Source organism: Streptomyces sp. NPDC003691, assembly GCF_053981115.1.
Genome location: NZ_JBSFNQ010000073.1, coordinates 16,494 through 37,195, shown reverse-complemented (window position 1 = coordinate 37,195; position 20,702 = coordinate 16,494). Strand labels below are relative to the sequence as shown.

General features: G+C 74.4%; 9 protein-coding genes. All 9 read right to left on the bottom strand.

Annotated features, from left to right (window positions below; all coding sequences use genetic code 11):
* Window positions 1-835: ABC transporter transmembrane domain-containing protein (locus tag ACWDR0_RS26970; RefSeq protein WP_456354370.1), on the bottom strand; the 835-nt coding region annotated here is incomplete at its 3' end.
* The gene (locus ACWDR0_RS26965; protein ID WP_456354369.1) at window positions 832-2,643 is read right to left on the bottom strand and encodes an ABC transporter ATP-binding protein; all 1,812 of its coding nucleotides are present in this window, start codon (window positions 2,641-2,643) and stop codon (window positions 832-834) included. The genes ACWDR0_RS26965 and ACWDR0_RS26970, both read right to left, overlap by 4 nt.
* A complete protein-coding gene (locus ACWDR0_RS26960) occupies window positions 2,640-3,881 on the bottom strand; it encodes an MFS transporter (protein WP_456354368.1) in 1,242 nt (413 codons plus the stop codon). The genes ACWDR0_RS26965 and ACWDR0_RS26960 overlap by 4 nt, the downstream gene beginning before the upstream one ends.
* Window positions 3,882-3,984: 103 nt before the next feature.
* Entirely contained in the window at window positions 3,985-4,977 is a 993-nt protein-coding gene (locus ACWDR0_RS26955; protein WP_456354367.1) for an ABC transporter substrate-binding protein, read from the bottom strand.
* Window positions 4,978-5,096: 119 nt separating this feature from the next.
* A complete protein-coding gene (locus ACWDR0_RS26950) occupies window positions 5,097-5,906 on the bottom strand; it encodes an SDR family NAD(P)-dependent oxidoreductase (protein ID WP_456354366.1) in 810 nt (269 codons plus the stop codon).
* Window positions 5,893-11,952, bottom strand: a complete 6,060-nt coding sequence (locus tag ACWDR0_RS26945) for an amino acid adenylation domain-containing protein (RefSeq protein ID WP_456354365.1) — start codon at window positions 11,950-11,952, stop codon at window positions 5,893-5,895. Before ACWDR0_RS26945 ends, ACWDR0_RS26950 begins: the two co-directional genes overlap by 14 nt.
* A 43-nt stretch (window positions 11,953-11,995) precedes the next feature.
* Window positions 11,996-13,171 (bottom strand): acyl-CoA dehydrogenase family protein, encoded by a 1,176-nt coding sequence (locus ACWDR0_RS26940; RefSeq protein ID WP_456354364.1) that lies wholly within the window; start codon window positions 13,169-13,171, stop codon window positions 11,996-11,998.
* Window positions 13,164-19,268 (bottom strand): type I polyketide synthase, encoded by a 6,105-nt coding sequence (locus tag ACWDR0_RS26935; protein WP_456354363.1) that lies wholly within the window; start codon window positions 19,266-19,268, stop codon window positions 13,164-13,166. Before ACWDR0_RS26935 ends, ACWDR0_RS26940 begins: the two co-directional genes overlap by 8 nt.
* The gene (locus ACWDR0_RS26930; protein ID WP_456354362.1) at window positions 19,265-20,692 is read right to left on the bottom strand and encodes a SidA/IucD/PvdA family monooxygenase; all 1,428 of its coding nucleotides are present in this window, start codon (window positions 20,690-20,692) and stop codon (window positions 19,265-19,267) included. Before ACWDR0_RS26930 ends, ACWDR0_RS26935 begins: the two co-directional genes overlap by 4 nt.
* Window positions 20,693-20,702: the final 10 nt, after the last annotated feature.

Sequence of the window (20,702 nt, the reverse complement as noted above, 5' to 3'; positions counted from 1 at the left end):
CGGCCAGCACCATCACGGCGATCAGCACCGCGATATCGCCTCCGCCGCCGAGGGCGAGCATGACGGTGAGGGCCAGCACCGCGGTGAGCACCGTCTGCAGGGCCAGGAAGAGCGGCGCGGTGGCCGCCGAGTTGCCCAGGACCATGCGCCGGGCACCCGCGTCCTGGTCGGTGAGAGCCCGGTCCAGGGGAGCAGCGCCGCCGCCACCGTAGGCCCGTAGCACCGGCTGCTGCCGCGCGTATTCCAGGACCCGCTCGGAGGCGCGGTTGGTGCCGGCCTCCCAGGTGTCTTCGACGCGCTCGATGACCCGGAGATAGAGACGGTAGGCCAGCAGCGGCAGCGGGGCGCCGAGCAGCAGGGCGAGCCCGATCTGCCATTGCACGGCCAGCGTGACGGCGATGATGGTCGCCGGGGTGGCCACCGCCGCCACCACCGGGGCCACCAGATGGGCCGGGGCGGTGGCCACATCGACGGCGGTCTTGGTGACCAGCCGGTTCACGGCCGCCGCGCGTCCTTCGGCGAACCATCCCAGCGGGATACGGGTCAGCGCTTCGCCCAGCCGGGCGTGGAGCAGCCGCAGCAGGGCGCTGGAGAGCTCACCGGCCTGGCGGTGGTTGCGCAGCATCACCGTGTGGTGGGCCAGCACCAGGCCGGCCAGCACCGCGGCCCAGGTCCACACCGCGTCCCAGTCGTCGGTGAACAGTGCGCCGAGCAGCGGGATGAGGGTGCAGCCGGCCAGCCCCTGGAGGACGGCCGCCGTACCGACGCGGATCAGCAGGGCGCGCAGCCGGCGGCGGCCCGCCGGGTCGAGCAGGGCGAACAGGGAGCGGATCATCGGTTCGACAGCTCGCTTCCGGTGGTGTCGTCGGACCGCTGGGGTTCTTCGCCGCCCTGGTGGGCGACCCACAGGGCCCGGTAGTGAGTGCCGTTCGCCAGCAGCTCCTCGTGGGTGCCCCGTTCGACGACGCGGCCGCCGTCGAGCACCGCGATGGTGTCGGCACCGCGTACCGTGTGCAGCCGGTGGGCGATCACCAGGAGGGTCCGGCCCGCGCTGAGCGCGCTGAGCGCCTGCTGGATGGCCGCCTCGCTGTCGGGGTCCACCGCCGAGGTCGCCTCGTCGAGGACGAGCAGCGGCCGGTCGGCGAGGACGGCACGGGCGATGGCGATGCGCTGGCACTCGCCGCCGGACAGGACGGCGTCGTCGCCGATGACGGAGTCCAGGCCCCGGGGGAGGCGTTCGATCACCTCGGTGAGCCGTGCCGCGGAGGCCGCGCGCAGGACCTCGGTGTCGTCGGCGCCGGGGCGGGCCAGCCGGATGTTGTCCCGGACGGAGACACGCAGCGGTGTGGTGTCCTGGAAGACGAAGCCGATATGGGCGTAGAGGTCTTCGAAGGAGAGTGCGCGCAGATCGGTACCGCCCAGGGTGATCCGTCCCCCGGACGGGTCGTGGAACCGGGCGGCCAGCTTGGCGAGGGTCGACTTGCCCGACCCGGAGGCCCCGACGAGGGCGGTTACGGTTCCGGGGTGGAGCGTCAGGTCGATGCCGCGCAGGGCGGCGTGGCCGCCGTAGTCGAAGTCCACGGACTCCAGGCGCAGGGCGGCGTCGGCGTCCGGTGCGGCCGCGGGCTCGGCCGGTGCGGGGAGTACGGGTTCGGCGAGGATCTCCCGGACCCGGGCGGCGGCCCCCCGGGCCGCGAGCAGGGCGTGGTAGTTGAAGCCGACGGCGAGCACCGGCGCGGGTATCGCCAGCCCCAGGACGACGAAGGGCAGCAGCTCCGAAGGACTGCCGAGGTGTCCGGAGCGCACCAGAGCTCCCCCGGCGAGCACCGTGGTCAGCAGCAGGGTCATCGGCGAGAGGGCCAGTTCCATGAAGGTCGCCCCGGCGGAACTGGAGCGCATCCAGTCCCGGTGGCGGTCGTCGAAGTCCTCGGCGGCCTCCCGGTAGGCATCGTGGGCCCGGCCGAGGGTGCCGAACGTCTTGACCTCGGTGATGCCGTCGGTGAACTGCACGGCGGCAGCTCCGAGACGTGCCTGCGAGCCCGCGTACTCGATGAGCTTCTCCGTGGTGCCCCGGGTGGCGATCTTCAGGCCGAGCATGCCCGCCGCCACCGGGACCAGGGTGATGACGGTCATCAGCGGGTCGGACAGCAGCAGATAGCCGACGATCACGGCCGGTACCACCGCGGCGGTGGTCAGCTCGGTGACCGAGTGCGCCACCAGATGGTGCAGGGCACCGACATCGTCCTGGACGGCCTTCTTCACCAGACCGGAGTTGCGCTGGGTGAACCAGCCCAGCGGAACCCGGCCCAGGTGGCCGACGACCCTGCGGCGGAGCAGCGACCCCAGCCGCACATCGGCCAGGTGGGAGACGGTGGAGGCGCACAGCAGCAGCACCAGCCGCAGGGCCAGCGCGACGGCGGCGACGACCACGGCGGCCCGGGCCCGGCCCTCGTCGACAGGCTCCCCGGTGAGACCGGGCAGCAGAATCCGGGCGAGTTCCACCAGGCAGACCAGGGGCACCACGGAGGCCACGGCAGCCAGCGCCGAGCACAGCGCGGTGAGCACGAGCCGGCCCCGGACGGGGCGCAGCAGGGCACCCACGGTGGTGGGTGCGGGCGTCGGGTCGGGGGGCGGCACGCTCACTGGGCGGCTCCGTCTCGCCGGGCCGGGACCGGGACCGGGCGGGCGCCCGTGTCGTGCGGCCCGCGGAAGGCGGTGGTGATCAGGGCCAGGGCCAGCGCCGAGGTGACTGCGGTGACGGCGGGCAGCCAGCCCGCGTCGGCATGGGCGACGATCACGCCGCCCAGCGCGCCCCCGGCGGCTATGCCGAGGTAACCGATGCTGGTGTTCAGGGCGAGGGCCTGCGCGGTGAGATCGCCGGCCACCTGGTACAACCGGGTCTGCACGGCGGGCGCGCTGAGGTAGGCGGTGACGCCCCACAGGGCGATCAGCGCGAGCACCACGGCCGGCGGCACGGGGCGCAGCAGCCAGAGCGCCCCCAGAGCGAGCATCAGCATGATGAACACGCCCAGGCCCCAGGCGATGGTGCGGTCGGGGCCGAGCCGGTCGGTGGCGTAGCCGCCCAGGAAGACACCGGCGGTGCCCGCCACCCCCAGTACGGCGAACGTGAAGGCGCGTACGCCGTCCGGCTCGGTCAGCACACCGTCCAGGAAGGGCACCAGGTAGGTGAGCAGCATGACGGAGCCCATGACGGCCAGGCCTCCGCCGGTCAGGGCCAGGAGGATGGGACGGGCGGTGAGTGCCCGCAGCTGCCGGCGGACGGGCAGGGGCGGCTTGGGCGCGGTGGCGGGCAGCGCCACCGCCACCAGCACCAGGCACACCGCGCCCGAGGCCGCCATCGCCCCGAAGGTGGCCTGCCAGCCCCAGGAGGTGCCGATCCAGCTTCCGAGCGGGACGCCGAAGGCGATGGAGCCGGTGACCCCGACGGCGAGCGCGGACAGATAGCGCCCGCGCCGGGCCTCGGGGGCGAGTTCGACGGTGACGGCGAAGATCAGCGGAGTGGCTGCCGCCGCTGCCAGGGCGGCGGCGACCCGCAGCGCGGCCATCGCGGCGTAGTGGTCGACGGCCGTCGCGGCGAGGTTGGCGAGGGTGAACACGGCGAGGGCCGCGAGCACCACGGTTCTGCGCGCGGTGGCGGCCAGCAGCAGACCGGCCACCGGGGTGGCGACCGCGACGGTGAGGGAGAAGACCGTCACCAGTTGGCCGGCCATCGCCTCGGAGACGGAGAGACCGGCCGCGACCTCGGGCAGGATGCCCGCGATCACATGGTCGTCCGTGTAGAAGGTGAATATGGTCAGGAAGAGCACGGGGAGCCACAGCGGTATCGCCGTGCTCCTCCTCTTCGTTGTGTCGGTGGCCATCGCCGGCTGATCGTCTCCTCGGCCTGTCGTCTCGGCTGGTGGCGCGGTGCCCCCGCGGCCACGGGGGCACCGCGTGTCCGCTGCGGCGCAGCGGCTCTCGGAATCAGGCCTTGGTGGCTTCCAGATAGGCGGCCCAGATGTCCTGGATGTTGTCGGCCGAGCTGAGCTTGCCCTTGCCGGAGGCAAGCGTGTTCAGGTCGTGGGCGGACGCGTAGAAGGCGAAGCCGGACATGCCGAACCACACGTCGGCGTCCGGGGTGAGGACCTTTCCGGTGGCCTTGAAGGCCGGGTTCTTGGTCAGCGCGTCCGGGGTGTAGAACTCGCCGCGCGGGATGACGATGAGCTCGGCGTCCTGCTCCGGCAGGTACTCCTTCGACAGCGGAACCGAGTACCCCTTCACCTTCTTCTGCTGGAAGGCGGGGCGGGTGAATCCGGCCTCCGCGATCAGCGTGGAGATGGGCACGTGCGGCGGCATGGTGAAGTCGTTGGCGCCGAAGGAGTTGCCCAGCAGGGAGAGGGTCCGCTTGCTCTTCACCGCGCCCGCGGCGGTGCCCAGTACGGTTTCGACCGCGGTGATCTGGCGCTTGCCGGCCTCTTCCTTTCCGAAGAAGCCCGCGGTCCGTCGCACGATCTCGCGCCACTCGCCCTCGATGGGCAGAACGACGGTGGGGGCCACCCGGCCGAGGCTCTTGTAGTTCTGCCCGGTGGCCCCGGCCGCGCCGGTACCGACCAGCAGGTCGGGCGCGTCCTCGGCGAGCTGTTCCAGTTCGGGTGTCTTGCCGACCTCGATCTTGCGCAGCTTCACGCCGTTGGCGGTGAGGATCTCCTGGGCGCGCGGCTGCGCGCTGGCCAGATAGACCGCGTCGGGCTTGATGCCGAAGGAGAGCAGGGTCAGTCCGGCGACCTCGTCGAGGGCGATGACGGCCTTCGGCGCGGAGGGCACCTTCACGGTGCCGAGGTCATGGGTGATTTCGCGAAGGGCCGGGGCGGTCTTGCCCTCGGCGGCCTTGGCGGGCGCGGGGTCGTCGCCGCCGCAGGCGGTGAGCAGGAGCGGCAGGGTCAGCGCAACTGCGGCGAAGGCTCGGCGAGTTCTCATCCTGGGGGTTTTCGCTTTCGTAGTGATGCGTTGCCGCGGGGCGCGGCAAGAGGATTTCCGTGGTTGTCGGTTGTCGGTTGTCGGTTGTGGGTTATGGGCCGTGGGTGTCGGTGGTGCGGTCAGGCCCGGGCACCGGCGTTGCCGAGCATCCGGTTGACACGCTGGGCCAGCGGTCTGGGCAGCCGGGACACCGCGCCGATGAAAATCTTGTTGCGCAGTCCCGGCAGGGAGAACGTCCGGCCGCGCGCCGCATCCGCGAGACACCGGTCGACGACATCGCCCGGCTCCATCCACCAGCCTTCGGAGACCTGGCGGACATCGATTCCGGCCCGGGCGTGGAACTCGGTGCGGACAAAGCCCGGGCACAGCACCATCACCTGTGTCCCGGTCCCCCGCAGGGCCTCGCTCAGCCCCTGGGAGAAGTAACGGGTCCACGCCTTGGACGCCGCGTAGGTGGATCCCCTGCCCGGAATCAGGCCGGTGATGGAGGACAGATTGACCACGGTGCCGCCGCCGCCCCCGAGCATGGTCCGTACGGCGGCGTGGGTGAACTCCAGAGACGCCGTCACATTGACGGCGAGCTGGTCCTCCAGGACCTTCCGGTCCAGCTCCCAGAAGCTTCCGGACAGGCCGTAGCCCGCGCCGTTGACCAGGAAATCCACCCCCTCTTCGATACGGTCGGCCACCTTCCGCCGGTCGGCGGCGGCCGTGAGGTCGGCGCCGAGTACCGTGCAGTTCGCCCCGTGGCGCTCCTCGGCCCGCCGGGCGACCTCCGCCAGCCGCCCGGTGTCGCGGGCGACCAGGATCAGGTCGTGTCCGTCCCGTGCCAGCCGGTCGGCGAAGGCCGCTCCGAGGCCCGAGCTGGCCCCGGTGATCAGGGCGCGCGGCCGGTCCCTGCGCGCTTCGGGCGCCGAGTCAGTCGCCGGCATGGGAACCTTCCTCCTCCAGATAGGCGTTCAGGTCGTCGTCGGTCATCGCGGAGACCTCCCGGTACAGGGCGGCGATCTCCGCCAGCCGGCCGGGGGCTTCCTCCGTCCGGCGCAGATGGGCGGCGAACTCGCCGGCGCTGCGGGTGGCGAAGATGCCGCCGGGGCGGATCCGCGCACCCGCCAGCACTTCCCGGAGTTCCACCACCACGCGGGAGACGGTCAGGGAGTCGCCGCCCAGCGCGAAGAAGTTGTCCTCGGGGCCGACCGGTACGCCGTCCAGATGGCGCGACCAGATGTCCCGTACCAGCCACAGCAGGGCGTCTTCCGGCTCGGCCGGGTTCTTTTCCGGGGCGGCGGAACCGGCCCGGCCCTGCTCCTCCTCGTACCGGCGGGCCAGCGCCTCGCGGTCCACCTTCCCGTTGCGGGTGGTGGGCAGTGTGTCCACGACGACGACCCGCTGCGGACGCAGCTGCGCGGGCAGCCCCCGCCAGGCCTCGGCGCGGACGGCTTCGGCCGCTTCGTCGTGGTCGGCGTCGCCGTCGACCACCACGAAGGCCGCCAGCCCCCGCACCGCGTGCCGCTCGCCCGGCGGCAGGGTCAGCACAGCCGACCGCTGCACCCCGGGGCAGCCGTTGAGGAAGGAGGCGAGCTCCCCGGGCTCGACCCGGTGACCGCGGATCTGGACCTGGTCGTCCCTGCGGCCGATGAACTCGATGACACCGTCGCGCCACCGGCCCAGGTCGCCGGTGCGGAAGTAGGTCTCGCCGGTGGCGGGGTCCGTGTGGTGACGGCGGTGGGCGCCCTCGGGGCCGGCCAGATATCCCGGCGTCACCCCGACTCCGGAGACCAGCAGTTCGCCCGTCGCCCAGTCCGGGCGGTCCGCCAGACCGTCGCCGACGACCCGGTAGCGGGTGCGGGAGATGGGACGGCCGTACGGGACGGAGGCCCACTCACCGCTGTCGGCGTCCGGGTCGGGGACCGGGTGCCAGATGTTCCAGCCGGTGGTTTCGGTGGGGCCGCCGATGCTCACCGGCAGCACCCCGGGGGCGGCCCGGCGCAGCCGGCGCAGCACCGGCCGGGGCACCCAGTCGCCACCGGTGAGGACCAGCCGCAGGGACTCCAGGGCCTCGCCGGGTCCCGCACCGTCGAGCAGCATCTCCACCACGGCGGGTGCCGCGCACAGCGCCGTCACCCGGTGGCGGGCGACCGCCCGGGCCCACTCCTGCGGGTCGGCGGCGCAGCCCCGCCCGGCCAGGACGGCCGTGCCTCCGGCGCCCAGCACCACGAACAGGTCGAACAGCGACAGGTCGTGGTGGAGCGAGGCAACAGCCAGCGAGGTGTCGCCGGCGGTCAGCCCGAAGGATTCGACGGTGTGCTCGACGCAGTTGGCCAGCCCGCCGAAGGTGATCGGTACGCCCTTGGGCTCGCCGGTGGACCCCGAGGTGAAGAGCACGTAGGCCAGGTCCTCCGGCCCGCGCTCGTCGGCCGGAGGGGGACCGGAGGGCGGCGCGGCATCGGGCCGCACCGCGGAGACGTCCACGGTCCGCACGCCTTCCGGGGCGGCGAGCCCGGCGGTCCGGGCGGTCGAGGCGTCGGTGACGACGAGACGGACACCGGCCCGGCGCAGGACCGCGGCGATACGGTCGGGCGGCAGATCGTCGGCGAGGGGCAGATACGGGTGGCCGGCCTCCAGCACACCCAGACAGGCGGCGTACTGCCGCCAGCCGCGTTCCAGCAGCACCGCGACCGGCTCGGACGGCGTGGCGGGGCCGCCGCGCGCCGCCCCGACGGCCTTGGCCACCGCCCGGCAGGCGGCGGCGAGTCCGCCCCGGGTGACGGTGATCTCGCCGTCGACGAGGGCGGGCGCGCCGGGGTCGGCGGCCGCCAGCGCGGCGATCACGGTGTGCGGCAGGGTACCCGCCGGCTCCCGGTGCGGCCCCCGGTCGCGCTCCTCGGCCTGCTCCGCGGTGACGGCGGGGAGCGGACGGGCCGACCAGGCGGCGCCGTCCCGGGCCAGGGCCTCCAGCTGTCCGGTGAGCAGTCGGAATACACCGTCCACCACGGGCACCGGGAACAGCTCCTCGACCACGTCCCAGTTGAGCACCAGGGTTCCCTCGCGCTCCCGCAGCAGCAGGTCCATCCAGACCTGCGGGGTCTGGCTGAGCGCGAAGGTCTCGTGGAGCCGGCCGTCGAGGATCCGGTCCACGCCGTCGCCGACGCCGAGTTCGCTGGTCATCACGACCGGGGCGAGCGCGCCGGTGACACCGCCCCGGCGGCGGATCAGCTCGCGGGTGACGTCCATACCGCTGAAATGGCGGTGGTCCAGATCGCTCACCAGCCGGTCACGGACCCGGACGGCGAGTTCCTCGAAGGAGGAGACACCCGCGGTATCGATGTCCAGCAGGGTGAAGGAGGCGAATTCGCCCAGGACGTCGTCCACCCGGGGGTGGACGGGATGCCTGCTCATCTGCGGCACATTGAGGACGAAGCGCGGCTCGTCGGCCCACTGCGCCAGTGCCCAGGCGTAGGCGGCGAGTACCACCGTGGTGGGGGTGAGCCCGCGTTCGGAGGCGGCCCGGGACAGCCGGGACCACCTCTCCGCAGTGAGGACATGGCGGCGGTTGACGAACACGGGGGCGCCGGCGGACACATCCGGGCCGCTGCGGCGCGGCAGCCGGGGGCCCTCGGGGAGGGAGTCGAGCCGCTCGGCCCAGTAGGCGGCGGCCCGCCGGTACTCAGGGGTCTCACGGATCCGGGCGACGGCGGCGACATAGTCACGGAAGGAAGGCGTCCCGGGACGGGCGGCGGCCTCCCCGCGCAGCGCGGCGGCCCAGGAATCGAACAGCACCTGGACGCCCCGCGCGTCGGCCAGCAGCGCGTCGATGCTCACGCACATCCGCAGCCGTCCACCCGGCAGCCGCACGAAGACCACGCTGAACAGCGGGAAGACACCGGGCGGACGGGTCTCGTGGGAGAGCCGGTGGCGCACCCGGGCGGCCGCCGCGGGGTCGGCGACCGCGTCCACCGTCTCGCAGCGGTAGGGCGGCACCTCGGCGGGCGGCAGCACCCGCTGGGTCATGGTGTTCTCGTCGAAGACGGTACGCAGCATGTCGTGCGCCTCGATGACCCGGCGCAGCGCCAGCTCCGCGTCCTCGACGTTCAGGCCGTCGGGGTCGCCCGGACCGGTCGCCTCATGTCCCTCGTACTCCAGATAGAGGTGACAGGCGACGCCACCGCCCTCGATGTCGCTGCCCCGGCCCATGAGGTACGCCTGCTGCTGGTCGAGCAGGTCGAAGGGCTCGAAGCGCCGGCCGGGCTGTGCGACGAGAGTGAGCTCGCCGTCTTCCTCCCGGGTTCCCCGGGCGCGGTCGTCGACCAGGGCGGCGAAGTCCCGCAGCCGCGGATGGGCCGTGATGTCCCGGACGCCGATGCGGACCCCGAAGCGTCCGCGCACGGCGGCGACGACCGCGATGGCGGCCAGCGAGCTGCCGCCCGCCTGGAAGAAGTCGTCGTCCGGGCCGGGCTCACCCGTTCCGATGGCCTCGGCCCAGATACGGGAGATCTCCTTGACGGTCCCGTCCGCGTCGGCGGGAGCCGACGGCCGGGCGACGGACTCGGGTTCGGGCAGCGCGGCCTTGTCCACCTTGCCGCTGGGCGTCAGCGGCAGCGCGGCCACCGGCACCACGGCGGACGGCACCAGGTAATGGGGGAGTGCGGCGGCCAGCCGGTCGCGCAGCCGGTCGGCCAGGTCCGGGGCGGAACCGGCGGCCGGAACCACATAGGACACCAGCACCTTGGCGCCACCGGCGGTGGTACGGGCCGCAGTCGCGGCGTTGACCACCTCCGGCGCGTCCAGCAGCCGGGCGGTCACCTCGTCCGGCTCCACCCGGTGGCCGCGGATCTTGGTCTGGAAGTCGGCCCGGGCGACATAGGACAACTGCCCGTCCGGCAGCAGCCGCACCAGGTCCCCGGTGCGGTACATCCGGGAACCGGGAGGCCCGAACGGGTCGGCGACGAAACGTTCGGCGGTCATCGCCGCACGCCCCAGATAGCCGCGGGAGAGCTGCCGGGCGGAGGCGTAGAGTTCACCGACCGCCCCCACCGCCACCGGCCGCAGCTCCTCGTCGAGGACATAGGCGGAACAGGTGTCGAGCAGCGGGCCCAGGCGGACCGGGCCGCGCGGATGGCCGCGCCCGCCCCGGTCCAGCGGGAAGCCGGTGATGACATGGGTCTCGGTGGGGCCGTAGTGGTTGTGCAGGGTGACCCGGGGGTTGGCGTCCAGGAAGCGGGCCGTCCACTCGTTCATCACCAGCGGCTCACCGGACTGGTAGACGTGCCGCAGGTCGGGCAGTGCGGTGGCGGTCTCCCGTGCGGCGCGGCACACCTCCTGGAGCATCACCTGCGGGCAGAAGTACTCGGTGACGCGCTGCCGGGCCAGCAGCCGCACCAGCGCCTCGGGGTCGGTGCGCTCCTCGTCCTCCGGCAGCACCAGGCACTTCCCGGCGGCCAGGGCGGTGAGGATCTCCTGGCTGGCGACGTCGAAGTTGAGACTGGCGAACTGCAGGACCCGGCCGTCCGCCTCGGCGGTGGCGGTGCGCCCGTGCCAGTCCACCAGGTTGCCGATGGCTCCGACGGTGTGCACCACGGCCTTGGGGGTGCCGGTCGATCCGGAGGTGTAGAGCACGTACAGGGCGTCGTCGGGTCCGGTGTTCGCCCAGACCTCGCCGGCTCCGTCCGTGCTCCCGCCCGCGGGGCGGTCCGCCGTGTCCACCGCGATGGTGGTGAGCTCCGGATAGGCGGCCAGGGTGGTGCGGTCGCCGAGCACCGTCCGTACTCCGGAGTCCCGGGCCATGTAGGCGAGACGGTCGCGCGGGTAGGCGGGGTCCAGCGGCAGATAGGCGGCGCCGATACGGAGGATCGCGACGATCGCGACAACGGCTTCGGCCGAGCGGGGCAGCGCGACTCCGATGACGCTGCCGCGCCCGTGGCCGTGGTGCCGCAGCAGCCCGGCCAGCGCGGCGGAGCGCTCTCCCAGCGCCCGGTAGTCCAGGCGGCTCTCCCCCCGGATCACGGCGGGGGCGTCGGGCGTTCCGGTGATCCGGCGGGCGATCCGGACGGGCAGCGCGGTGGTGTCCGGCGCGGGCAGGGACTCGCCCCGGGCGATGCGCTCGGCCAGCCGGCCGGCGTCGGCCCGGGGAACGGCAGTGACATCGTGGTCGACGACGGCGGTCCGGCCGCCGTCGTCCCCGGTGCGCACCTTGACGGTCAGCGGATAGGCGTGCCGGGGGTCCTCGCTGTGCTCCTCGACGGTGACGGTACGGCCCGGACCCGCGGCGTTCCCGGGCAGGTCCAGCGCCCAGGCGCGGTCCACCAGCAGCAGGGACCCGCCCTCGGGATCGGGCGTGTGCGCCGTGCGCCAGGGCGCGTCGGCGGGGCCCTCACCGGCATCGCGCACCCTGCCCGGCGAGGCCGCCGGCAGCAGGGCGGAGAGCCAGGGACGCAAGCGCTCCGCGGGGATCCGGCCGGGTACGGCGGCGTGGATACGGCGCCGCTCGGTGAACCTCGGGCGCGGCGCGGAACCGGCGTCGGTGTCGGTACCAGTGTCCAGGGCCGCAGGGCGCGGCGCGGAACCCGTGTCGGCACCGGCGCCCGGGACCGCGTCCGGAGCGGCGGCGGGCGAGTCGTCCCGGAGTCCGGCGCACAGGGCGGCGGCCGCCGTGTACGGCAGGTGGGCGGTGACCGCCGACCGGGGTGCGGCCAGCGAGACCAGATGCGCCTCCCCGGGCGCCCCGGGTTCCCCGGGCTCGGCGGGCATCCGCACGACGCGCAGCGTCCAGTCGCCGTCCGGGCGGGACAGCGCGTCGTGCCACTGCTCCCGCTGCAACTCCCGGAAGGCGGACAGAGCGGCCGCGGGCTCCTTCCCGGAGAAGTCGGCGGTGGCGGTGTGCGCGGCCGGACGGCCGTCCCCGCCGGGGGCGGCCACCCCGTACCCGGCGGGCAGCTCGCCCCGGATCCGCAGCACCAGGTGGGCTATCGGCATCCCCATGCTCACTCCGCCTCCGAACGATGACGTGACACAGTCGTGCTCCTCAGAAGATGGAAAGGTCGAGCGGTTCGCCCGCCAGATGCCTGCCGACGGAGTCGGCGGCGGGCCCCCGGCCGGGCGGGTGGAAGGCCAGGGCCCGGGCCGCGGACAGCAGATAGGCGGGGTCGGGGCCGGTGACGAAGGCGAGTCCGCCGAGCAGCCGGGCGAGCCGGGAGCACAGTTCGGGCAGGCGCTCCTCCACATGCAGCCGGGCTAGCAGCGCGCCGGTCATGGCCCGCTCGGCCGAGGCACCCGCGTCGAAGGTCTCGGCCGCGGCGGCGCAGACGGCCCGGCAGGCGTACAGATCGGCGGCCGCCTCCCCCAGGGCCCGGCGATCGGTGCGCGGGGAGTGCGCGGCCCGGTCGAACAGCGCCTGGGCGGTGCCCAGATACGTGCCGCAGGCGAGGATCTCGAACCAGATCCACGCCCGGGTCTGGAGCTCGTCCATGCCGCGCTCGGGGTGCCCCCCGGGCAACAGCATCACGGCGGGCACCCGCACCTGGTCGAGGACGATCTCCTCGCTCTCGGCCGCGGCCAGCACCGGACTGTTCCAGAACGGGCGCACCCGGATTCCGTCCAGACCGGCCGGGATGACCGCCAGGGCGACCGTGCCGTTCCGCTCGTCCTCGGAACACACGCGGACACTCGTGGTGAGGATGTCCATCGAACGGGCCAGGCTGCAGGGCTTTTTGGCGCCGCTCAGCAGGAACTCCTCCCCTCCCGCGACGGCGGTGGCAGTGGTCCGCGGTACGAGGGCGTCGTCGCCGCGGCGGGCCTCGGAGGAAGCCGAGGCGAGCAGACGGCGGTCGCGGGCGACGGCGGCCAGCAGAGACCACTGCGGCGCGTCATCACCCACATGGACGCGCAAATACTCCACGAAGGAGATCACCGCCAGGTGGTGCATCATCGTGCCCACACCGAGCGAGGGGGAGCGGGTCGCGAGTGCGGACTGCACCCGCAGTGCCTGACCGCAGCCCAGGCCCAGGCCGCCGTGCCGGGTGGGGATCAGCAGTCCGGGGCCGCCCGCTTCACGGAACAGCGGCAGTATCGGGCCGCCGGACGATTCCAGCTCGGCCAGCGGGTACCCGGCCAGCCGGTCGAGCAGCCCGGGCAGTCTCTCCTCGGTGAACGCGGCGTCGGCCGCGGTCAGTTCGGTCCATGGTGGTGCTGTCTCAGGCATCGCGCCGCTCCTCGTCGGTGGTGGTCAGCTGGTCCCGCACCCAGCGGGCGAGCTGCCGCGGGGTGTCCTGGGTCCGGAAGGCGCCGATCGGCACCAGTACTCCGAGCGACTCCCGGATACGGCGACGCAGGTCGATCGTGGTCAGCGAGTCCAGCCCCAGTTCCCGGAAGGACCGGTCGTCCTCCTCGGCCGCCCGGCCGGGCGGAAGCTGGAGCACCTCGGTGACCCGGGCCAGCACGACCGCCTCGGCGTCCGCCGGGGCCGGGGCCGTGCCGGGGGCAGCCGTCGTATCGGGCGTCGGCGGCGGGGCCGACGGGGCCGGCCGGGCGGGAGCCGGGGTGCCCGTCCGGATCCAGTACCGCCGGTGCCGGAAGGGTGTGGGCGGCAGGTCGGCGACCTCCTCGCTCTCCGCGGCGTCCCCGGGAGGCACCTCCGGCCCCCCGGGCAGCGCGCCGTCCCAGCGGACCGGGACACCCTGGGTCCAGGCGTAGCCGAGCCGGGCGAGGAAGTCGCGGTAGCCGCCCTGGTCGCGGCGGAGGGTGCCGACGACGGGCGCGGGCCGTTCCCCCAGACCGTCCAGCACCGCTGCGATCGGCGCGGTCAGCACCTCGTGCGGGCTGACCTCGACGAACGCGACGGGGCGGGTACCGCCGACGGCAGCCACCGCGTCCGCGAAGCGGACCGTGCCGCGCAGGTTCTCGTACCAGTACCCCGCGTCCACTTCGGTGCCGGTGAGCCAGTCGGCCCGGGTGGTGGAGAAGAACGGAACACGGGCCGGGCGCGGCACGATCCCGGCGAGCCCGTCGGTCAGCGCACCGGCCACCGGCTCCACCATCGCGGAGTGCGAGGCGTAGTCGACGGCGACCGCGACGGTACGGATCCCGGCGCGCCGGCAGTGCTCGGCCAGCTCCGCGACGGCCTCCGGCGGCCCGGAGACCACGGTGCTGCCCGGGCCGTTGCAGACGGCGACCTCCACGGACCCGTCACGGCGCCCGGCCAGCAGCCGCCCGGCCTCGTCCTCGTCCAGGCCGAGCACGGCCATGGCGCCGGTACCCGCCAGGGAGGAGAGCAGCCGCGCCCGGGTGGCGACCACGGCGGCCGCGTCCTGAAGGGACAGCGCCCCGGCCGCGTAGGCCGCCACCGCCTCCCCCTGGGAGTGGCCGAGCACCAGATCGGGCTCCACTCCGCCGCTCCGCCACAGGGCGGTGAGCCCGGCCATCATCGTGAACAGGCCCACCTGGATGCCTTCCAGGGAGTCCGTGACGGCGGCCGGCTCCTCCCCGGCGAGCAGCCGCATGACGGAGAAGCCCACCTGCGGAGCGAAGGCGTCCACGCAGCGCTCCACCTCGCGGGCGAAGGCCGGGGCCTCCCGCAGCAGCCGCCGGCCCATCCCGGGCCACTGGGAGCCCTGACCGGGGTAGACGAAGGCCACGGCGTACTCGCCGTGCGCGGTGCCGCGTGCCACTCCCTCCCGCGGCGCCCCGGTCCGTGCCGCCTCCAGGCCGGCGAGCAGCCCGGCGCGGTCGTGGGCGACGACGGCGGCCCGGTACGGGAGCGCGGCCCGGCGGGTGGCGAGGGTGCGGGCGGCCTCCGGCAGCCCCGGGCCGGGTTCGGCCAGTGCCTTGCCCAGCCGGTCCAGCTGGGTTTCGAGCGACTCCCGGCAGGCGGCGGAGACGACGAACGGCAGCGGGGTCCGGGACGAGTGGCTTCCCGGCGGGAGCTGTGGACCCGGGGCAGGGGCCGGTCCTGCGCCCGGGTCCGGATTCGGGTCCTCCAGGATGAGGTGGGCGTTGGTGCCGCTCATGCCGAAGGAGGACACGGCGGCCCGGCGGATGCGGCCGCCCCGCGGCCAGGGGACCGGCTCGGTGAGCATCCGCACGGCCTCGGACGGCCAGTCCACCTTGGGCGTCGGCTCGGTGCCGCGCAGGGTCGGCGGCAGTTCGGCGCGGCGCAGCGCCTCGACGACCGTGATGACCCCGCCGATTCCGGCGGCGGCCTGAGTGTGCCCGGTCAGCGCCTTCAGCGAGCCGATACGGAGGGGCCCCGGGCCGCCGTCCGTGCCTGCCCGGCAGGCGCCGTAGCTGTCGATGAGTGCCTGCGCTTCGACGGCGTCACCCAGCACGGTTCCCGTTCCGTGCGCCTCGACGGCATCGATGTCCGAGGGGCTCAGACCGGCGTCGGCCAGCGCCCGTTCGACGACCCGCCGCTGTGCGGTGCCGCTCGGTGCCGTCAGGCCGTTGCTGGCCCCGTCCTGGTTGACGGCGCTGCCCGCGACGACGGCCAGCACCGGCAGGCCCCGGCGACGTGCCTCGGAGCGGCGGGTCACCACCACCACGCCGGCTCCCTCGCTCCACACCGTGCCGTCGGCATCGGCGGAGAAGGGGCGGCAGCGGCCGTCCGCGGACAGTCCGCCGAGCCGCTGGAAATCCCGGTACATCCGGGGGGTGGACATCACCGTCACCCCGCCCGCCAGGGCGATCCCGCACTCTCCCTGCAGCAGCGAGCGAACCGCGAGATGCAGGGCGACCAGGGAGGACGAGCACGCGGTATCGACGGTCAGCGCCGGTCCGGTCAGGCCCAGATGGTAGGCGATGCGCCCGGAGAGGACCGCGTTGGAGGTGCCGGTCAGTCCGTGTCCGCCGATCTCGTCGCCGGCCTCGTAGGCGGCCTGTGCGTAGTCACCCGCCATCGCACCGAGGAACACCGCGGTCTCGGTGCCGCGCAGGGAGCGGGGGTCGATCCCAGCCCGCTCCAGCGACTCCCAGCACAGTTCGAGCATGATGCGCTGCTGCGGGTCCATGGCGCGGGCCTCACGCGGTGAGATACCGAAGAAGGGGGCGTCGAAGCCCGCCACGTCGGCCAGGAACCCGCCGGACCGCACCCGTATCCGCTCGTCGGACCAGTGCGCCCCCCGGTCGCCGGGGAAGTCCCCGACGGCGTACGGCCCGCGGGACGCCAGCTGCCACAGTTCCCCGGGGGAGGACACGGCGCCGGGATACCGGCAGGCCGCCGCCGCGACGACCACGGGATCGGGCTCCGGCCCGGAGCCGGTGGAGCGCGGCACTGGTCGCGCGGGGGCCGGGGGACGCGGTGGTCCGCCGGGGCGCTGCCCGAGGCGGGCGGCGATGTGCTCGGCCAGCGCCCGGGGGGTGGGGTGGTCGTAGACGAGCGACGAGGCGAGGTCCAGGCCGGTGCGCGAGGCCAGTTCGGCGCGCAGCTCCAGGCCGTCGAGCGAGGTCGCTCCCAGGTCGGCGAGTGGTGTGTCGGCGGACCGGTCGTGGCTGTCGGCGATGTCCAGTACCTCGGCGACGGCCGTACGCACCAGGGCCAGCGGGTCCCGCAGCGCCTCTGCCGCCGGCCCCGGGGCCCCGGCCGTTGCGCCGGGCGGGCGGGAGGCGGCCGCGGCCCGCTCGCCGGGCCCGTGGTCGCCTCCGGTGAAGCGGTAGGTGGGCAGCGGGGTCCAGCCGGGGGCGTCCAGACCCGGCAGCGCAGGCCATCGGACCTGGTGGCCGTGGGACGCGGCGAGCGTCAGCGCGTCCAGGAAGGCGGCGTACTCGGGGTGCTCCTCGTGCCCGAAGGAGGCGGCGGCCGTCCCGGAGCCGTCTTCCCCGGCGGCCCTCACCAAGGGGGTGAGGGTACGGGTGGGACCGAGTTCCAGGCAGAGCCCGATGCCGTCGGCCCGCAGTGCGGCAAGGCCGTCGCCGAAGCGGACGGTGTGGCGGATGTGCCGTACCCAGTAGTCGGCCGTGACCAGGTCCCCGCCCTCGGCGAACCGCCCGCTCAGGTTGGACAGCACCGGCCGGACCGGTCTGCGGTAGGTGATGGCGGCGGCGGTGGCGCGGAACTCCGCCAGCACCGGGTCCATGTGCCGGGAGTGGAAGGCATGGCGGACCGGAAGGAGCCGGGTGCGGTAGCCACGGGCGCGCAGTGCCTCGGCGCAGGCGAGCACGGCGGCGCGGTCTCCGGAGACGACGGTGGAGGTAGGGCCGTTGAGAGCGGCGATCTCCACCTCGGAGCCGAGGGCGGCGAGCGTCTCGCGCACCCGGCTCTCCCCGGCCCGTACCGACACCATCGCGCCGGCGGGCTCGGCCCCGGCCATGGCGGCGCCGCGCGCGACCACCAGCCGTACGGCGTCGGCCAGGTCGAGCACGCCCGCGACATGGGCGGCGGTGAGCTCTCCGACGGAGTGGCCGCCGAGGACGTCGGCCCGCACGCCGAGATCCTCGGCGCAGCCGCTGAGCGCCACCCCGTGGGCGAACAGGGCGATCTGGGTGTAGCGGGTGCCGTGCAGCGGATGGTCCGCCGCCCGGTCGCGGACCCGGGTCAGCTCGCGCAGCGGAATGCCGAGCAGCGGGTCGGCGTGGGCCGCCACGGCGTCGAACCGCTCCGAGTAGCCGGGCAGTCCGAGAAGTCCACTGCCCATACCGGGCCGCTCGGCGCCCTGCCCGGGAAAGAGGAAGGCGGTACGGGTACGCGGCCCGGCACCCGTGTGCACGGCGTGACCCGGGGCGCCTTGCGCGATCCGGTCCAGACGCCGGGTGAGTTCGGCGGCCGAGCGGGCGGTGAAGGAGGCGCGCCGGGACAGCCGGGCGCGCCGGGTGGTGAGGGTACGGGCCACGGAGGCGAGGGCCCCGGGCCGGGCCAGCAGCTCGCCCTCCGCCTCGGCCCAGTCGCGCAGCGCGGCGGCGGTGGCGTGCAGCGACTCGGAGGAGGCCGCGGACAGGGTCACGGGAACGGCCTCGGGCGCGGCTGTTTCCGCCCCGGGGGAGTCCGCGGGGACCGGCGGCGGAGCAAGCACCACATGGCAGTTGGTGCCGCCCATGCCCAGGGAGCTGACGCCGGCCAGGGCTCCCGGCGGCAACGGTACGGGGGACGCGGGCACGGTGATGCCGTCGTCGGCGAGGCGGCGGGCCAGTTCACCGCCCCGGTGCCCGGCCGTCCCCGGTACCGTCCCCCGGGCGACCACCAGCACTGCCTTGACCAGGCCGAGGAGTCCGGCCGCGCCCTCCAGGTGCCCCACGGTGGTCTTGATGGAGCCGACAGCGGGTCCGGTGCCGCCGGGGCGGGCGAAGACCCGGCCGAGGGCGTCGGCCTCGGCACGGTCGCCGACCGGGGTGCCGGTGCCGTGGAGTTCGACGAAGCCGACGGCGGCGGGGTCGGTCCCCGCGGCGGCGCAGGCCCGCCGGATGGTCCTGGCGTGCGCCTCGGGGGCCGGCACCAGCAGGGTGCCGGAGCCGTCGTGGGTGACGGCGCTGCCCCGGAGCACGGCGTGGACGCGGTCCCCGTCGCGCAGCGCGTCGGCGAGGGGACGCAGCAGGACGGCCGCGCCGCCCTCGCCGCGTACGTAACCGTCGGCGTCGTCCTCGAAGAGGGTGGCGCGGCCGGAGGGCGACTGGCCCCCGAACGAGGCGGTGGCGGTGGCGTTCTCGGTGGAGAGGTTGAGGTTGACGGCGGTCACCAGGGCTCCGTCGCAGTCGCCCGCCCGGATGGCCTGCGCGGCGTGGTGGACGGCGACCAGCGAGGAGGACTGCCCGGTGTCGACGACGAGGCTGGGGCCGTGCAGCCCGAAGGCGTGGGAGACCCGGGCGGCGATCATCGAGGGCGCGGTGGCGGCCAGGGTTCCCGGTCCGATGGCGCCGCGGCGGCGGGCGGCGTGCTCCATCGCCCAGTCGGCGCCCATGGATCCGACGAAGACGCCGAGGGCGCGCTCGCGCGGTGCCGAAGGGTCCTGCCCGGCATCCTCCAGGGCGGTCCAGGCCAGCTCCAGCGCCCACCGCTGGTGGGGGTCGACGGCGGCGGCCTCCCGGTCGGACATGCCGAAGAGACGGGCGTCGAAGCGCCCGGCGTCCTGGTGGTAGGAGCCCTGCCCGACCTGTGCGCGCACACCGGCCGGTACGTCCGCGGCCGCGAAGCGGCCTTCGGGCGCCCGGCCTTCGGGGCGGCGCCCCTCGGCCAGCAGGCGCCACAGCTCGTCCGGGGTGTCCGCGCCGGGCACCCGGCAGGCGAGGCCGACGACGGCGATGTCCTGGCGGGCCCGCTGTGGGGTGTCCTCGTCCCGGGTTCCGCGGGACGGGGCACCCTGCTCGGGGTGTGTCATGCCGGCTTGCCGCCCTCCGGCAGAGAGACCCGCGGCCGTACGGCGGGCACGGTGCTGTTCCGGTTCTCCGCCAGGACACGGTCCGACAGCAGCCCCAGCGAGCTCAGGTTGGCGAACCCGGGGCCCTGCGCATAGGCGGCCAGGGTGGGCAGCAGCAGTTTGGGCAGCAGGCCGTCGACGGAGAGGTCCGCCCGGATGTGCCGCTCCAGGGCTTCCGCGGTCTCCGGGACATCGCCGGCGATCGCCGCGACGGCGGCGCGGGCCCGCTTCCCCAGCAGGTCCAGGAACCAGTCGGGGCGGGCTCCGGTGGCGTCGATGACCACGTCGAAACGGCAGGTGCCCTCGGCACGGCCCGGGTTGTGCAGCGTCAGTTCCACCCGGGTGCCCGCACGGCGTACGGCGGTGACGGTGCCCTGCTGGTGCAGTACCGCCGCCTCGGTCGAGATGGCCTCGATGGCCCGGGGCGAGTACACCCCCCGGTCGGTACGGGCGATGACCTCGCGGCGGTCCCGCTCCGGCAGTTCGCGCCAGCGGTCGGGGCTGGAGTAGAGGGCGTTCTCGAAGAAGCCCTCGCCACGGCTGTAGACCACGGGGTACGGGCTGATCACGGTGGTCCGGCCGGAGTGCTGGCGGATCAGGTCCTCGACGACGGCGGCCGCGGTCTCTCCGCCGCCGACCACGGCAACGCTGGGGTCGATCAGGGTGGTGTCCAGGCCGAGCCGCCAGAACTCCTCGGTGCTGCAGACCGCGTCGCTCGCCAGCCGGCCGTCGTGCGGGCCCGGGCCGCTGATCATGACCCGGTCGGCCCAGAGGACGGCGGACCCTCCGGTGCTGCCTTCGACCGTGACCTCCCACTGGCCGCCGGAGGTCTCCAGCCCTCGCACCCAGCCGTTGACCAGGGGGAAGTCGATGTTCTCGGCGGCCCACCGCAGATAGGCGGCCCAGTCCACATGGCGTGGGCTGGGGCGGCCGGCGTCTACCCAGGCCGCGTAGCGGCCGGCGGAGACCAGGAAGGCCGTCCAGGAGAACTCCTGCATCCGCGTGTTGATTGCGGCGTCGATCCCGGCACCGTGCCCCTGGGAGGCGTAGGGGAACCCGAGGTCCTTCTCCGGGCTGGTGGACAGCCGGGGGCGGCCGTTGGTACGGCCGCCGACGGCCGTCCAGTTGGCCCCGACGTCGTAGGGTTCGACGACCAGCACGCGAGGCGCGTCCACGCCCAGTGCTCTGAGCACCTGGCTCTTGGCCGCGGTGGCCAGCGCCTTGGGGCCCGCGCCGACGACGCAGATCAGCCCCCGCGTCTCGGGTCTCCCGGCGCCGAAGCGCCGTTCGGCGTCCTGCAGGGACAGCGACTCCATCGGCTCGGTGCTCCAGCTTCCGTACGGTCCCGCCGGGGGCGGGGCTGTGTGGGTGTCGGGGGGTGTCATGGCGGGCATG

Coding starts and splice junctions, on each gene's coding strand:
- ACWDR0_RS26950 (WP_456354366.1), bottom strand. CDS start 5,906: ATGCCGGCGACTGACTCGGCGCCCGAAGCGCGCAGGGACCGGCCGCGC.
- ACWDR0_RS26940 (WP_456354364.1), bottom strand. CDS start 13,171: ATGCCTGAGACAGCACCACCATGGACCGAACTGACCGCGGCCGACGCC.
- ACWDR0_RS26935 (WP_456354363.1), bottom strand. CDS start 19,268: ATGACACACCCCGAGCAGGGTGCCCCGTCCCGCGGAACCCGGGACGAG.
- ACWDR0_RS26930 (WP_456354362.1), bottom strand. CDS start 20,692: ATGACACCCCCCGACACCCACACAGCCCCGCCCCCGGCGGGACCGTAC.
- ACWDR0_RS26955 (WP_456354367.1), bottom strand. CDS start 4,977: ATGAGAACTCGCCGAGCCTTCGCCGCAGTTGCGCTGACCCTGCCGCTC.
- ACWDR0_RS26945 (WP_456354365.1), bottom strand. CDS start 11,952: ATGGGGATGCCGATAGCCCACCTGGTGCTGCGGATCCGGGGCGAGCTG.
- ACWDR0_RS26960 (WP_456354368.1), bottom strand. CDS start 3,881: ATGGCCACCGACACAACGAAGAGGAGGAGCACGGCGATACCGCTGTGG.